13 protein-coding genes and 1 pseudogene are annotated in these 15,543 nt (G+C 60.7%); 6 read left to right on the top strand and 8 right to left on the bottom strand.

Annotated elements, in window-relative coordinates; all coding sequences use genetic code 11:
* Nucleotides 1–232 precede the first annotated feature (232 nt).
* Nucleotides 233–1,009, bottom strand: a complete 777-nt coding sequence (locus tag FHT73_RS27630) for a class I SAM-dependent methyltransferase (RefSeq protein ID WP_183716218.1) — start codon at nt 1,007–1,009, stop codon at nt 233–235.
* A gap of 239 nt (nt 1,010–1,248) precedes the next feature.
* On the opposite strand from FHT73_RS27630, the gene FHT73_RS27625 reads away from it, so the two are divergent.
* Nucleotides 1,249–2,112 (top strand): alpha/beta hydrolase, encoded by an 864-nt coding sequence (locus FHT73_RS27625; protein WP_183716216.1) that lies wholly within the window; start codon nt 1,249–1,251, stop codon nt 2,110–2,112.
* 65 nt (nt 2,113–2,177) lie between these two features.
* On the opposite strand, the gene FHT73_RS27620 is transcribed toward FHT73_RS27625, so the two are convergent.
* From FHT73_RS27620 to FHT73_RS27610, 3 genes and pseudogenes are all read right to left on the bottom strand, one after another.
* Nucleotides 2,178–4,739 carry an FAD-dependent oxidoreductase gene (locus FHT73_RS27620; RefSeq protein WP_183716214.1) on the bottom strand — a complete coding sequence of 854 codons (2,562 nt, stop codon included), beginning with the start codon at nt 4,737–4,739 and terminating at the stop codon, nt 2,178–2,180.
* Between the two features lie 237 nt (nt 4,740–4,976).
* Nucleotides 4,977–5,321, bottom strand: a pseudogene (locus FHT73_RS27615) (transporter substrate-binding domain-containing protein); the annotation flags it as partial.
* Between the two features lie 146 nt (nt 5,322–5,467).
* Nucleotides 5,468–6,382 (bottom strand): haloalkane dehalogenase, encoded by a 915-nt coding sequence (locus tag FHT73_RS27610; RefSeq protein WP_281409885.1) that lies wholly within the window; start codon nt 6,380–6,382, stop codon nt 5,468–5,470.
* A 24-nt stretch (nt 6,383–6,406) separates the two neighbouring features.
* Here FHT73_RS27610 and FHT73_RS27605 point away from each other — a divergent pair, with 24 nt between their 5' ends.
* Together FHT73_RS27605 and FHT73_RS27600 are read left to right on the top strand one after the other, a co-directional pair.
* The gene (locus FHT73_RS27605) at nt 6,407–6,886 is read left to right on the top strand and encodes a MarR family transcriptional regulator (protein ID WP_183716193.1); all 480 of its coding nucleotides are present in this window, start codon (nt 6,407–6,409) and stop codon (nt 6,884–6,886) included.
* Nucleotides 6,887–7,014: 128 nt separating this feature from the next.
* On the top strand, nt 7,015–7,719 hold the full coding sequence (locus FHT73_RS27600) for an isochorismatase family protein (protein WP_183716191.1): 705 nt from the start codon (nt 7,015–7,017) through the stop codon (nt 7,717–7,719).
* Here FHT73_RS27600 and FHT73_RS29380 read toward each other — a convergent pair.
* The gene (locus tag FHT73_RS29380; protein ID WP_184353648.1) at nt 7,709–7,870 is read right to left on the bottom strand and encodes a hypothetical protein; all 162 of its coding nucleotides are present in this window, start codon (nt 7,868–7,870) and stop codon (nt 7,709–7,711) included. The genes FHT73_RS27600 and FHT73_RS29380 overlap by 11 nt on opposite strands.
* Nucleotides 7,871–7,887: 17 nt before the next feature.
* Between FHT73_RS29380 and FHT73_RS27595 the strand changes: the two genes are divergently transcribed.
* Nucleotides 7,888–9,417: a carboxypeptidase gene (locus FHT73_RS27595; protein ID WP_183716189.1), complete on the top strand. Its 1,530-nt coding sequence runs from the start codon at nt 7,888–7,890 to the stop codon at nt 9,415–9,417.
* Nucleotides 9,418–9,460: 43 nt separating this feature from the next.
* On the opposite strand, the gene FHT73_RS27590 is transcribed toward FHT73_RS27595, so the two are convergent.
* Nucleotides 9,461–10,975 carry a mechanosensitive ion channel family protein gene (locus FHT73_RS27590; protein WP_112603013.1) on the bottom strand — a complete coding sequence of 505 codons (1,515 nt, stop codon included), beginning with the start codon at nt 10,973–10,975 and terminating at the stop codon, nt 9,461–9,463.
* Nucleotides 10,976–11,200: 225 nt separating this feature from the next.
* Between FHT73_RS27590 and FHT73_RS27585 the strand changes: the two genes are divergently transcribed.
* The gene (locus FHT73_RS27585) at nt 11,201–12,787 is read left to right on the top strand and encodes an aldehyde dehydrogenase (NADP(+)) (RefSeq protein ID WP_183716187.1); all 1,587 of its coding nucleotides are present in this window, start codon (nt 11,201–11,203) and stop codon (nt 12,785–12,787) included.
* A 69-nt stretch (nt 12,788–12,856) separates the two neighbouring features.
* Here FHT73_RS27585 and FHT73_RS27580 read toward each other — a convergent pair whose 3' ends face one another.
* Nucleotides 12,857–14,017, bottom strand: coding sequence for an NAD(P)/FAD-dependent oxidoreductase (locus tag FHT73_RS27580; protein ID WP_183716185.1), 1,161 nt, complete (start codon nt 14,015–14,017; stop codon nt 12,857–12,859).
* 74 nt (nt 14,018–14,091) lie between these two features.
* Between FHT73_RS27580 and FHT73_RS27575 the strand changes: the two genes are divergently transcribed.
* Nucleotides 14,092–14,547 carry a MarR family transcriptional regulator gene (locus FHT73_RS27575; RefSeq protein WP_112335267.1) on the top strand — a complete coding sequence of 152 codons (456 nt, stop codon included), beginning with the start codon at nt 14,092–14,094 and terminating at the stop codon, nt 14,545–14,547.
* A gap of 32 nt (nt 14,548–14,579) precedes the next feature.
* Here FHT73_RS27575 and FHT73_RS27570 read toward each other — a convergent pair whose 3' ends face one another.
* Nucleotides 14,580–15,494 carry a 3-hydroxyacyl-CoA dehydrogenase gene (locus FHT73_RS27570; RefSeq protein WP_183716184.1) on the bottom strand — a complete coding sequence of 305 codons (915 nt, stop codon included), beginning with the start codon at nt 15,492–15,494 and terminating at the stop codon, nt 14,580–14,582.
* Nucleotides 15,495–15,543: the final 49 nt, after the last annotated feature.

The following is a 15,543-nucleotide window of genomic DNA, read 5'->3' as shown; positions in this document are numbered from 1 at the left end:
CAAGGGCGCGAAGACTTCATCTTCAATGGCGATGCTAGATCCTCCCGCCTCAGGACCATAACCGCAAGGGTGAGCAACGCGAACGGCTCAAAGCCCGCCCACAAAACCAAGTCTTTCCAAAACTTCCCTACCGACTGACGCAAAACTCATGTCAAAATCTCGGGCGAGAACCTAAAAGCGGGCGTTCGTAGATCTGCGCCGTAGTGCATTCGCGGAGAGGGGTGGGAGCCACTCAGCCGCCGGCTCGATCAGCGGTAATGATCCATGCGCGGGAGTCGAAGAGCACACCACCGGAGGTCATATGCGCTTCCAGTAAATCACGCAGCCGCAGAAGTGGCTGGTCGGGCGCCTCATCGGTGTGCATGAGCGCGTCCTTGACCATATAGAGGCCGGCAAGGGCATCAAGGGCGGCATCGACATTGGCTCCATAAAATACCGGTTCTTCCACTTCGATAAAGTCGATCGAGGTGAAGCCGGCGGTGCTCAATAGCTTCGTGGCTATGGCTGGATCGCCGAGTGAAAACGCCTTGCCGGCATTTCCTGGAATTGCGCTTCCTGGAGCCAGCGCATCCCGGATTGCGCCAGACCATTCGTTGCGCTCCTGGCTTTGCCATACCATCCAGGCGATGCGTCCAGCCGGGCGGATTGCATGGGCGATATTGGCGAATGCTACCGGCGGATCGGCGAAGAACATGACGCCGAACCGGCTGATGCATAGGTCGAAGCCGGCAGCTGGAAAGGCGTAGGTTTGCGCGTCGCCCAGCTCGAAGCTGACGTTGTGTAATCCTGCTTCAGCGCTACGCTGGCGCGCAATCTCAAGCATCTCGGCGGAAGTGTCCACGCCGACCGCGCTGCCTTGTGTTGCGGCGAGAGCGGCTTGCCGGGTGGTTTGCCCGGCGCCGCAGCCGATATCGAGTACCCGGTCATGCGTCCGGACGCTGGCTGCGGCTCGCAAATGCCGGTTATGCCGTGACAGTTCGGCGTCGTAAAAATCAGCACATTGCCGCACTACAGGCCCCCCTTATCTCGCCTCAATCGCTATTGTGCTCAGCTCTCGCAAGATCTCCGAACAGCTCCAACCCATTGTTCCTACACAATTCCGGCTGGAAAACCGCTGGACGCTCTTCTGGAGTTGCTCTGACGGAAGTCGATACCCGGTTTTGCAGCTCTCTCATAAACTGATTGCATAATAAGATCAGTCATGCAATATGGATTCCAGTTGCAATTTGCAATCGGATGGATTTTGTCATGGAACGAACGAGATCATTCGCCGCCACCGAGACGTCAATCGAGGTCAAGGGAGCGAAGCTGCAGACCCAGGCTTTCGGTGATCCCTCCAGCCCGCCCATCATATTGATCATGGGAATGATGGCTTCGATGCTGTGGTGGCCGGACAGGTTCTGCGAGGCACTTGCCACTCGCCAGCGCTATGTGATCCGGTACGACCAGCGCGATACCGGCCTCTCGACACATTATCCGCAAGGCGAACCCCGGTATTCGTTCACCGATCTGGCCGACGATGCCATCGCCATTCTCGACGGCTACGGATTGGAAACGGCGCATGTGGCGGGCATGTCGATGGGCGGCGCCGTTGCGCAAGAAGTCGCGTTGCGCCATCCTCGGCGCGTGCGGACGCTTACGCTGATCAACACATCACCGCTCGGCGTCGAGGGCTTGCCTTCTTCGACGGAGGCCTATCAGGAGCATTCCAGGTCGGCCGAAGCAATCGATTGGTCGAACCTCGAAGCCATTGCCGGTTTCCTGCGCCGCGAGACGGCCATGCTTGCCGGCACCCGGCATCCGCACGATCCCGACGCTGCAAGGGACCTGATCGCCCGCGACATGGCACGGGCGCCGTCATTTGCCAGTGCTACAAACCATTTCACGCTCGTGAGCGAGGAAAGGCCTGCAAGGCTTCAGGCCTCCGATATCAAGCTGCCGGTCCTTGCGATCCACGGCACAGCCGATCCGCTGTTTACCATAGAACACGGGGAGGCCTTTACCAAGGTCGTCCGAGACGCGCGGTTGCACCGGGTCGAAGGTGGAGGGCACGAAATCCACGAGCGCGACATTGGCGAGATCGTGCAGGCCATCATCGATCATACAGCCTGATAGACGACCAGCCCGAGAGACAACCGGAAAGCCAGGCATGACCTCGCTTTCCGGTTCGTTGGAGATCAGCTTCTCGGCTTCAGGTTTTCGGCGTCATAGAGCGGCTTGTAGCCGACGCCGGCAACTTCGACCGGATAAGTTTCGCCGAAATATTCGACCTTCAGTTTGCGGCCTTCCTGGGCATAGGACCAGGGGAGGTAGGCGAGTGCGATATTCTTGCCGATGGTCGGGCCATAGGCGATCGAGGTGGTGAAGGAGCGGCGGCCGAGCTCATCGACGAGGGTTTCGCCGGTTTCGGGATCCATGACCGGCAGGATGCCAACGGGGTAGCGGGCAACGCCGTTGGAGTCGATATTGTCGGTCATGACGAGCGTGCAGAGCATGGCCGGCTGATGCTCGCGGGCGCGATATTCGAGGTGCTTCGCCTTGCCGCGGAAATCGGCGTCCTTGACCTTCGGGCGGGCGAGATCGGCTTCGAGGAGGTTATATTCCGTCAGCAGGTCGGCATTCTGCAGGCGCAGGCTCTTTTCCATACGGCGGCTGTTGGCATAGGTCTCGACGCCGACGGCGATCGCGCCGGTCGAGCGCAGCGCATCCCAGACGGCCAGCGCGTCGCCATAGGCCATGTGCAGTTCCCAGCCCTGTTCGCCGACATAGGAAATGCGGAATGCGGTGACGTTCTTGCCGGCGATGCGGATCTGCTTGATCGCGGCGAAGGGGAAGTTTTCGTGCGTGAGGTTTTCCGGGCTTTCGACCACCTTCTGCAGGTTGGTGCGGGCATTCGGTCCCCAGATGCCGATCGTGACATAGCGTTCGGTGACATCGGTGATGGTGACGTTGAAGCCCTTATCCTGGGCAACACGGCGCATGTAGTGGAAATCGCGCGGGCCGGCATCGGCGCCGTCGATCAGACGGCAGCGGTCGGCCATGCGGATGACAGTGAAGTCGGCGCGCACCATGCCCTCGTCGTCGAGGAAGTGGGTGTAGATGCCCTTGCCGATATTGGCGTCGCCACCGATCTTGGCCGCGCAAAGCCATTCCAGCAGTTCGACATGATCGGGGCCTTCGATATCGTACATGGCGAAATGCGAGAGGTTGATGATGCCGCAATCTTCGCTCAGTGCCAGGTGCTCAGCATTGGAGACGCGCCAGAAATGGCGGTTGTCCCATTCGTTTTCGCGCACCGGGATGCGATCGCCGTATTTTTCGAGCAGGTGCTCGTTGGCGGCATAGCCATGAGCACGCTCCCAGCCGCCGAGCTCCATGAAGTAGCCGCCGAGCTCTTTTTCTCGTTCATAGAAGGGCGAGCGGCGGATGTTGCGGCCGGTGGCATAAGGCTCGCGCGGGTGGACTGCGGGATTGTAGATCTTCTGCGCAGCCTCCGTGCAGCGGCCTTCGATGAAGCTCTCTTCCAGCATATGCGGGTAGAAGCGGGAATAATCGATCCTGTTGTGGTCGATCGGCGTGCGGCCGTCGGTCATCCAGTCGGCAACGAGCTTGCCGAAGCCAGGGCCGTCCTTCACCCAGATGGCGACGCAATACCAGAGACCGCGGACCTTCTGGCTTTCGCCGACGGACGGGCCGCCATCGGTCGTGACCTGCAGGAGACCGTTGAAGGAATGGCCTTCATTGTAGCCGAGTTCGCCGAGGATCGGCGTCAGTTCCATGGCGCGTTCGAGCGGCTCGATGATCTGTTCCATGTCGAGATCGCGCTGTGAAGGCGAAAGGCGGGCCTCATGCTTTTCAAGGAGATCGCGGGGATGGCAGAGGCGCGGGTTCTTCTCTTCGTAGTAACCCCATTCGATCTGGCCGCCTTCGGCGGTCTTCGGGTCGCCGGTGTCGCGCATATAGGCGGAATTGCCCTGGTCGCGCATCAGCGGGAAGCCGATTTCCTTGCCGGTGTTGGCAAACTCATTATAGGGGCCGAAGAAGGTCAGCGGGTGGTCCACCGGCATGACCGGCAGGTCCTCGCCGACCATTTCGGCGATCAGGCGGCCCCAGAGGCCGGCGCAGACGATGACATATTCGGCTTCGATCGTGCCGCGATGGGTGACGACGCCGCTGATGCGGCCGTCTTTCACGATCAGAGACTGGGCCGGCGTATTGGCGAAGGACTGCAGCTTGCCGCTCTTTTCGCCCTGGTCGATCAGCTTGCCGGCAACGGTCTGAGAGCGGGGAATGACGAGGCCGGCATCCGGGTCCCACATCCCGCCCTGAACCATGCTTTCCTCGATCAGCGGGAATTTTTCCTTGATCTCGGCGGGGTCGATCAAGCTCACGCGCGTGCCAAAGGCCTTGCCCGAGGTCACCTTGCGCTTGATTTCGGCCATGCGGTCGTCATCGCCGACGCGGGCGACTTCGAGGCCGCCGACGCGGGCATAGTGGCCGAGCTTGTCGTAGAAATCGATGGAGTAGAGGGTCGTCCAGCAGGAGAGGAAATCGTGGCTGGTCGTGTAGCAGAAGTCGGAGGCATGGGCCGTCGAGCCGATATCCGTCGGGACGCCTGATTTGTCGATGCCGACAATATCGTCCCAGCCGCGCTCGATCAGATGATGAGCGATCGATGCGCCGACGATACCGCCAAGCCCGATGATGACGACCTTCGCCTTTTGAGGAAATACTGCCATTGCGTGCGACCCTGATTGATACTGAAAACGGATTTTATGATGTGTGCGGCGGCGACCAGAGCCTGTCTACGACATATTCAAGATGCTTGCACGACGACCATCACGCTGTCCTATCAGGAAATGGCTGGGTTTGTCGGTGACATATGCTGATCGGAGATGTCGCAAAGGCGACGGCATCTCCTGAATGCGCTTATTGCGGGATCGACTGCATCATGATCTCGCGTCGCAGGATCGGGCCTTCCGGCCGAGGCTAATGGTCAGCGCGCCGCAGAGAAGGTCGACCTGGCCGCTTTTGACTGCGTCGAAGCCATCGGCAAGCGTGGTTTCGACATAGTCGCGCTTGAGATCGGTGACCTTGCGCCCGACGGCATCGGCGACCTTGCCGCAGAGATCGATGGCATATCCCGCCGGGTTGCCGTCCTTCTTCTTGAAGGAGAAGGGTGCTTCGTCGCTGATATAGCCGATCCGGATCGTGCCCTTTTGGGCGATGAGATCCAGCGTTTGCGCGGCCGTAGCCGTGTAGGCGGATATGCCGAGGATAATGCCTGCCAGAACCAGTCGTCTCATGCAATGTGCCGGCATGATCCTGATCTCCAAAAGAAAATTGGGCAATCGCAAAGGCTTAGGCGCAGATTATGGCCTGACGGTTTTTTGTCAACGATGGATTGTACTTGATCGCCTGCCGTCGAGCAGAGGTGGCGGCCTTTCCTGTCGCGAAGATCGGCTTTTCAGCGAGACAAACTATGATTGGCGGCCCAGCTGGAGATGGCGGCTGCAATCGCATGGGGCTGATCTTCCGGCGCGATGTGCCTTGCCGGTCCGCAATTTTCGATCTCCAATCCGGCAATATTCTCGCGGCACCAATCTATCATCCTTTCGCCTACCAGCAGCGTCTCCGCCGGACCATCGAAAGTCAGCAGCAGTTTCGGGATATCTTCGCTGCGGGCAAGCCAGGCATCATAGGCTTCGATGCGCGCGACGACATCGGCGGGTTCGCCTTCGATCGGCATCGCGCGCGGCCAGGCAAGCAGCGGACGGCGGCTTTCGCGCGTCGGGTAGGGCGCGCGATAGACGGCATGATCCTCGGCGCTCAATCCATTTAGAACCGTGGCTTTCAAAGCTTGTTCGATGAAGAAATTTTCGTCCAGAACCTTCGCTTCGCCCGTGCCCGGTGAGCGCAGCAGTTCATAGCGAGCCCGTGCATTCGGCAGGTCGTTCCAGGTCAAAGGCCTGATGATCGTTTCCATGAAGGCGATGCCGCGCACGCGTTCCGGATGGCGGGCGGCCCAATCGAATGCGAGTGCGCCGCCCCAATCATGGCCGATCAATACGACATCATCGAGCGCGAGTTTATAGAGCCAAGCTTCGAGATAGCGTGCATGGTCGTCAAATGAATAAGCGATATCGGGTTTGCCGGACTGGCCCATGCCAATGAGGTCGGGAGCCAGGCAGCGGGCAGGCACGGCAAGGGCCGGGCTGATATGCCTCCACAGGTAGGATGAGGTCGGATTGCCATGCAGGAAGACGAAGGGTGTTCCCGTTCCGGCATCCTCGTAGAAGATCGTCGAGTCCAGCACATTGAGGGAGGGCATGTGGGTATCCTCTCGTGAAAGAAAATGGTAAGGTACCTGTCTATTTAACATAATAGTCAGGTGCCTGTCTATATCATGAAAGATTGTGTTCCCACTCGCCCGTCCCTGGGCCTGCTGCTGCGGCTCGTGCATCAACATTGGACACAGGATGTCGAAGCCGCGCTGGAAGAGGCCGGTTATGGCGATATCCGACCACCGCACGCCAATGTGTTTACCTTCATGCGTCCGGAAGGAATTCAGGTGAGTGAGCTCACTCGGCTTTCCCATGTCCGCAAGCAGACGATGACGCAGGCAGTAGAGGAGTTGGAGCGCCTGGGTTATGTCGAGCGCCGACCGGACCCTGATGATCGACGTGCAAGACTTGTGTTTCTGACCGAGCGTGGCAGAGGCGTGCGGCCGATAGCAGCGGCAACCGGTCGCCTTGTGGATCAGCGCTGGTCCGATATCGCCGGTTCTGAGGAGATTAATGCGTTGAAGCAGGCTTTGCAGGAGGTGCTCGGCAAGCTCCGCGGCGACCGGGATTCCGCAGAGCCGATGGACGAGGCGGCGACATAGGAGTTTGGGTGATCTGCCTGAGATATGCGGCCGCACACTTTGGAGCGCTATCACGAAGAGTTTCGTTACTCCGTTCTGGTTTATGGCCTATCTCTCCTCCACGACCGTCAAGCGAAGGGGATGTGCCGATGCAAGAGAGGAGCCTGATCAGGAAGACAAATGGAGCGAGGCGGAAATCGGGCCTCGCTTTCGGCTTCGGCTTTTCGGTTCTTTCTGGGACCTTTGGCCTCGCTCTGCCTTCGCCGGCAGCAGCGCAGACGATCATCGATGATTGGCAGAAAGTGAAGCCGCCGGTGGCGCCGGAGCTGAAGACCGTTACCGTCGATCCGAAGACGACGGCACTGCTGATCTTCGATTTCAACGGCGCGCAGGACCCGACCAAGGGACCGTGCAACGTGAAGACCAAGCCCCGTTGCCTGGCGTCCGTCCCCAAGGTGAAAACTCTGCTCGATCAGGCGCGCGCCAAGGAGATGCTCGTCGTCTTCAGCCTGGCCGGTGTTGGCGAGCCGCAGGATATCGCAACGGCGCTGGCGCCCCTGGCGAGCGAGCCGATCGTCAAATCCGGGCCGGACAAATTCATCGGCACCAATCTGCGCAGTATTCTCTCAGACAAGGGCATCAAGACCATCATCGTGACAGGCACGGCCTCGGAGGGGGCGGTGCTCGATACGGCGACGGACGCGGCGCTCAACGGCATGAACATTGTCCTGCCTGTCGACGGCATGTCATCGACAGAGCTTTACGGTGAGCAATATGTGGCTTGGCACATGGTCAATGCGCCGGGCGTTTCGCAGAAGACGACACTGACCAGCATCGACAGGATCAAGTTTTGATTTGCTGCAGCCCGCCGGCCAGCACGCCCTCAAGCGCGCCATTCTCCAGAAGTGCCATGACCGATAATCCGTCGATCAACATCTCTTGAGTTTCGGCGCTTGTCGTCTGTGACATAGTATCGCCGGCAACGACAGCTATGCGATGATCCATTTGGAGGATGCGATTTCATGTCTTTTCGCCAGATAGTTCCCGGCCTGGCGCTGGCCCTTTCGCTGATATCGGCCACGGCATCCGCCGCTCCGCCCGAGCAAGGCCATGGCGCACCTGCCAGTGCGAGCGGCGTGCTCTCGCTCCTGCCGCCCGATGCCGTGAGCGACCATGTGCTGACTACGGATGGCAAGACCATTCCCTATACGGCGACGGCGGGCACGCTCGATCTTTTCGGCCAGGATGGCCAGCGAAGCGCCGCGATCTTCTACACCGCCTATGTCGCCAAGAACCGGGATGCGAACCGGCCCGTGACCTTCGTGTTCAATGGCGGGCCGGGTGCTGCTTCGGCCTTCCTCAATCTCGGGCTCGTCGGTCCGCGCATCGTCGATTTCGGCGCAGACGGCCGTGACGGCGCCAATGCCAAGTTGGTCGACAATCCGCAAAGCTGGCTCGAATTCACCGATCTCGTGCTGATCGATCCGATCGGTACCGGCTGGAGCCGCGCTGCTAAGCCCGATGATCAGAATGATTTCTATAGTGTCGACAGCGATGCCGAAAGTCTCGCCAAGGCGATCGCGCTCTACATCGCCCATAACAGCCGGGCGTCGTCGCCGAAGTACATTCTTGGAGAAAGCTATGGCGGGTTTCGTTCGGTCAAGATTGCCAACAGCCTGCGCGAGGATCAGGGCATTCTGATTTCCGGCATCGTCATGCTGTCGCCGCTGCTGGAGGGCCGGTTCGTCTTCGGGGACGGTGAGGATGCGCTTGGCGCAGCCTTGCAGCTGCCGTCACTGGCGGCGGCCGAACTGGAGCGTCTAAACGCCTTCAGCGAGAAAGCAGTCCAGGATGCCGAAACCTTCGCCTTCAACGACTATTTGCCAACTCTTGCCAGACGGCCGCCATCAGGAGATTCCGGCCAAGCCTTCTACGGACGCATCGCGAAGCTGACGGGCATACCGCAGGATGTCGTTGCCAAGAACCAAGGTTTTCTCGGCGGGGTCTACCGCAAACATTCCGATGGTGACGGCGCGGACGTGGCGAGTGCTTATGACGCCTCGTTCCTCGCGCCGGACCCCTATCCGCAGTCGGAGGCCGAGCATGGCGGCGACCCGATCTTGGATGGCTTTGTTCGTGCTTATGGCGGTGCCTTTTCAGGCTATGCCCGTGACGAGCTGGGCTTTCATACCGACATGACCTACACGCTTCTGTCGTCGTCCGTGAACCGGGAATGGAAATGGAGCGGGCACAATGGCGGCTCGCGCGGGACCGCCGGTGTTGGCGATGATCTCAAGGAGCTGCTATCGCTCTCGTCATCCTTCCGCGTGATGATCGGGCAGGGTTACAGCGATCTCGTCATCCCCTTCGGCGTCAACAAATATGTGCTCGACCATATGCCGTCCGCCTTTGCTGATCGCGTGGCGATGAAGCTTTATCGCGGCGGTCACATGTTCTACACACGGCCGGCGTCGCGCGAGCAGTTCACGATGGATGCCAGGGCGTTTTACGCCGGGCAGGTCCAGGCGGCGCCGGCAACGCAATCGAACTGACTGGCTGGCCTCGCGCAAGGCATCCCGAGAAAGCGGATGCGGCCTAATCGTGCTGCTGCAGTTGAAAGAGATGCTTGATGCGCGAGCTTAGCGAGGTCACATGAGCGCCATGACCGAGCATATCGGCATTGGCGAAGAGATGCTGCTCCGCCTCAATGCGTTTTGCCAGCATGGCACCGAGCTCTTCGGCAAGGGTGGGCCGGTCGTGCAGCAGCGGCGCCAGACATTCCTCGCCGATTTCATAGGTGACGACGAAGGTAAGGGCGCGAACCGTGCCGACTTCGCCCGATCCCATCAGCAGCCCGTTCTCACCGAAATAATCGCCTGGCGCAAGGCGCGTCAGCTCGATCTGGCGATGCCCTTCGCGGCGGGTGATGCTGACGACGCCCGAGCGGACGATCGTGAGCGCCCGCATGCGGGCATCCTGTTCGGCGATGACAGCATCCTTGCGATAGGTCCGCCGCTGCATATGCGATGCCAGATGCTCCTTTTCATCCTCGGTCAGCGAAGAGAACAGAGGGATATTGCTGACAAGCCGCCAGGGCGTTCCGGGCGCATGTTGCTTCTCGTCGGCCGTCTCAGGCTTTTGCTGCATCGGAAGCATGATCGTGCCGGGCGGATCGGCGAGTTTCAAGCCTGCCGCCTTGGTGTGACGAACTAGCAGATCATAGATCTCGTTCTTTGCGGCTTGTGTCAGCGACATATCGCGTACTCGAAAGGACAGCTGCAGCTCGATCGCCTGCCCATCGATGGAAGTGATGGCGACACTGGGTTCCGGGTTCTTCTGGATCGAGTTGCAGCTGATCAAGACGTTTTGCATCACATCCGCGATGATGCGTGGCAGGGCGGTGGGCTGAATGCGTACGTTGACGGTTGCGCCGTGGCTTTCGTCAGGCGAGGAAAGATTGGTCAGCCGCGTCTTGGCAAGGATACTGTTCGGAATGACGATCAGATCGTTGGTGCCGCTCAGCAATTGCGTGGCGCGCCAATTGGTTTCGACGACGCGGCCCTGGACGTCATTTTCGAGGACGATCCAGTCGCCGACGGAGTAGGGGCGGCCGAGATTGAGAGCGATGCCGGAGAAGACGTCGCTCAAAGTGCTCTGCAAGGCAAGGCCGAGAATGATGGCGAAGACGCCCGATGTTGCGATCAGTGTACCGATCGGGACGCTGAAGACATTACCTACGATGGAGAGAATGGCGCCGAGATAGATGACGCCGACGATCAGATCCTGCAGCAGCCGGCCCTCGCGGGGCTTGCGCTCGAAAATCAGGAACAGCCGCACGCAGGCGATCAGCACCCAGGCGCCGTTGACCCACCACACGATCTTGGCAAAGCCCGTGAAGGTGCGCAGCGTCACCGATTCCTGCGACGGGCTCGGCTCATAGGGGACGATGCCGTGATAGAATAAAAGTGCGGTCAGGCAGACGAAGAAGGCCATCTGACCGATCAGACGGCCGGCCCGCTGATGACGCAGCATGACGCGGCTGACGAATGTGCCGACGACAACCAGAATGAAGAACTGGACGATCGGATCGCCAAGAAGCGCAATGGACATGGGGACTCGGTCGCACTCGGTCTTTCGGATGGGCGCTAAATTGGCATGAAAGAGGCCGCAGCGCCATATGCAGAAAAAGTATGATTAATTGACGTTGTCGCCTTGATCTCAGGACATGCACCTTGATAATTAGATGACGATTATCATCTTATATCTGTCATCCCATCCTGCTATCTGCTCTCGCAGCGCAACGCCCTAGCGCTCCGACATCCTTGAGGAATACCCATGACACAATCTTTCGAGATTCGCGGCGATCTATTGATCGGCTCAGATTCTACCGGCGGCAACAGAACCGTGCGTGCCATCAACCCGGCAACCGGCGCAAATCTGGAGCCGGCCTTTGCGGTCGCCAGCGAGAGCGATGTCGCTAAAGCCTGCGAGTTGGCCGCTCAGGCGTTCGACGTCTACCGTGCGACCAGCCCGGAGCAGCGCGCAGCATTTCTCGAAAAGATTGCCGACAACATCATGGAGATTGGCGATACCCTGATCGAGCGCGCGACGGAGGAGACCGGCCTGCCGGTGGCGCGCCTGCAGGGCGAGCGCGCCCGCACCGTTGGCCAGCTGCGGCTCTTTGCGCAGGTGGTCCGCGCCGGCGAGTGGCTCGATCTGCGCGTCGATCCGGCACTGCCGGAGCGCAAGCCGCTGCCGCGGCCGGATCTGCGCCTGCGACAGATCCCGCTCGGCCCGGTTGCTGTCTTCGGCGCCAGCAATTTCCCGCTCGCCTTCTCGGTTGCAGGCGGTGATACGGCGTCAGCACTTGCCGCCGGCTGCCCGGTCGTCGTCAAGGGCCACCTTGCCCATCCCGGCACGGGCGAGCTTGTCGGCCGCGCCATCCGCGCCGCCGTCGGCCAATGCGGCCTACCGGAGGGCACATTCTCGCTGCTGACCGGTGCCAACGAGACCGGTGCCGCGCTGGTGCGCGATCCCCGCATCAAGGCCGTCGGCTTCACCGGCTCGCGCGGCGGCGGCCTGGCGCTTGGCGCCATTGCCGCGGCCCGGCCTGAGCCGATCCCGGTCTATGCCGAGATGAGCAGCGTCAACCCAGTTTTCCTGTTCCCCGCCGCTCTCGCAGCACGCGCTGAGGCGATCGGGACTGGCTTCATCGATTCCCTGACGCTCGGTGCCGGCCAGTTCTGCACCAATCCGGGCCTGCTTTTTGCGATCGAGAGCCCTGATCTCGACCGTTTCGTTCAGGCGGCCAGCGATGCCCTGACTGGCCGCGCGCCGGCGCCGATGCTGACGCCCGGCATTCACGCCGCCTTCGACAAGGGTGTTGCCGCATTGGCGGAACATGAGTCTGTCAAGACCGTCGCTCATGGCGCTCCGGCCGAAGGCGTCAACCGGAGCCCGGGCATCTTCTTCGAAACGGAAGCGGCGGAATTCCTGGCAGACGAGCGTTTGGGCCATGAAGTCTTCGGCGCGGCAAGCCTTCTCGTACGCTGCAAGGATGTCGACCAGATGATTGCCGTTGCGGAAAAGCTCGAGGGCCAGTTGACCGCGACCCTGCAGATCGAAGCGGAAGATTATGCCACGGCCGCCAAGCTGGTGCCGGTGCTGGAACGCAAGGCCGGGCGCATTCTCGCCAATGGCTGGCCGACCGGCGTTGAAGTCTCCCATGCCATGGTGCATGGCGGGCCTTTCCCCGCGACCTCGGACAGCCGTACGACCTCGGTCGGCACGCTCGCCATTCGCCGCTTCCTGCGCCCGGTCTCCTATCAGGATCTGCCGGAAGGCTTGCTGCCGGCGGAATTGCGGGATGAGGGCGTCAAGTCGCTGCCGCATCTGTTGGATGGCGTGCGCAAGGGCAGCTGAGCCGCTCCCGACGGGATAGATGACATTCTTTGGAGCGGGTCAGGTTGGCCCGCTTTTCTTTGAGTGCGGCTATGCTGCCGCATTTTTCTGACGGGCCTCGAGATGGGCCTTGTAGTGCTGAAGCGATAGCTCGGCTCCGAGGTGGGAAAGCTCCGTCGCTACGGCCTCGGCGGCCTGTTCTGCCGGCTCGATGACGCGCTCGAACATCTCTGCTTCATAGGCTCGGACGGCATGTTTCCAGTCCGCCTGCTCAAGAAGCTGGCGGCTGAGTTCCGCTGCATCCAGCATCGCCATATTCACACCTTCGCCGCCGAAGGGCGACATCACATGCGCGGCATCGCCGAGCAGCGTGATGCCGATGCGGTTCTGCCAGTGGTGGCCGACCGGCAATGCGTAGATCGGTCGACAGACGATATGGTCGTTGCTGGCTTCGATGAGGCGCAGTATCTCCGGTGTCCAGCCTTCGAACTCGGCCATCAGCCGCGCGCGGGCTTTTGCCGGCGCTGCAAAGTCGAAGGTCCTGTCTGCCCAGCCGGCCGGCACACGGAAGATCGCGTAGCCTCTGAGATGAGCATTGCCGTTGCGCTGGACGATCAGGCTTTTTCCATCGGCCTCGACGCCGATCTTGCCGCGGCCGACAAGGGCTGCGAGGTCCGGGTGGCTGGCGTCGACGTCGTCGATGCCGAATTCGATGAAGGTGATGCCGCTATACTGCGGGCGGTACGAGGAGACCAGCGGCCTGACCTTGGACCAGCTGCCGTCGGCGCCGACGACGAGGTCGAAGGGACCAACCGTTTCGTTTTCGAAGACCAGATCATAGGTGCCATCGCCGCGCGGGCGGACTTCGCGCAGGCCGTGGTTCCAGCGGATGACTTCTGATGGCAAAGAGGCGAGCAGGATTTGCCTGAGCGCGGTGCGGTCGACCTCGGGCCTATCGGATTCATCAGCGTCGTCATCGGCAAAGAGCAGCGCGCCATGCTTGTCATAGAGCCGGCTTCCTTGATCCTCATAGCGGGCGATCGCCAGGAATTCGCGGTAGAGGCCTGCGCGGCGCAGCGCGAGCTGGCCAGATTCCACATGCAGGTCGAGCGTGCCACCTTGCGGCCGGGAAAGTGCATGTTCATCGCGTTCGAAGACGATAGCCGGCACACCTGCCTGATGAAGGATGCGGGCCAGGGTCAGACCGCCGGGGCCTGCGCCGATGATGGCGATACGGGGATAGGATGTCATGGACAGGGTCCTCATAATTTCGTACATAGGTACCTATATAAATTAACATAGGCACCTATTCAAGTGGTGAAGACATGATGGATTGGGATTTGTTCGACACACCGGCGCCGCTCATCAACATGGCGTCGCGCGCGTTCTCACGTCTTGGCGAACGTCGGGTGAGGGCTTTGGGCTTCAATATCGGTCAGCTGCCGGTGCTGTATTTGCTCCGGAATGGCGCGCAGATGTCGCAGAAGGATTTGGCGAAATTCGCCAAGATCGAGCAGCCGTCGATGGCTCAGATGCTGGCGCGCATGGAGCGGGATGGTCTGATCCGGCGCACGCCCGATCCAGCCGATGGCCGCAGCAGCCTCGTGTCGTTGACCGAGGCAGCAGTCGCGAAACTCCCGGCAGCGCGCCAGGCGCTGGAAGAGGGGCGAGACCGGGTTCTTTCTGGCTTCAGCGCTGATGAAGTTCAGACGCTGGTTCAGCTCATGCGCCGGCTGAACCAGAATCTGGATCGGATGGTGGCCGAGGAGGATGGGTCGTAGGCGCGCTGGTTTGCGCCTACGATGATCAACATTCAGATTTCGGCGTAGACGATGCCGGTGAACGAGCCGGCATGATGAAGAAGTTCGCGCTCGCCCGAACCATCGAGGCTGGCGGAATAGAGATTGCCGCCGATGTCGGTGAAGAACATGCGGTTGTTGGGTAGATCGAGCGAAAGGCCGATGCCTTCGTCGAGGCCTTCGAGAACGACTTCAGATGTGCCGGCGAGATCATCCATCTGGGCGCGGTTGACGGTATTTCCACGCGGAAGATTACCGCGGTCCGTCCAGTAGATGGTGCGGGTGGCGAGGTCCAGCTCGAGGTCGATCGGTTCCGGCAGCTTGTCCAGCAGTGTTTCGATGTCGCTGCGGTTCGTCGCGGTTTCGCCGGCGGGGATGTTGATGCCGGCGCGGAAGATGCGGCCGAGGCCAGCATCCGGCGGCCCTTTCTGGGTCCAGTAGATCTGGCCGAGCGGCAGGTCGAGGGCAATGCCGACGCACCAGCGTGCGATATCGGTGCTATCTCCCGGGCTGTCGCCGTTCTGCACCAGGGTTTCGATGTTGCTGCCATCGATATTGGCGCGCATGACGCGCATGCCTTCGCGGTCGCACCAATAGAGCTTGCCGTTCTCGCGGTCGAGTTGGATCTGCTTCGGCGTGACGAGGGTGCTGCCCGGCGGGATCAGCGTGATGTGGTTGCCGCCGTCGAGGTCCATGCGCTCGATGGAGCCGTCATGGGCGTTGTAGTCGTTGCCCATCTCGGTCCAATAGATCCAGCCGTTCTCGCTGTCGACGAGAATGCCGTCGGGGCTGCGGCCCGCCCGCTGGACGATAAGCTTGAGATCGGTGCCGTCGATGGCGGAGGAGAGGATTCGTCCGTCGTTGATATCGAGGAAAAACAGTCTTTCGGTCTTGTCGGTGGTGGTGGCAGGCGTCCGTGCTTCTGACATGAGAGCATCCTTTCGAGGGGCGGATCTGCGGATCATAGCGCGGCAATCA

The organism is Rhizobium sp. BK098 (assembly GCF_014193155.1).
Taxonomy (GTDB): domain Bacteria; phylum Pseudomonadota; class Alphaproteobacteria; order Rhizobiales; family Rhizobiaceae; genus Rhizobium.
Note: the sequence above shows the minus strand (reverse complement) of the source record. Positions and strands in the feature narration are given on the sequence as shown.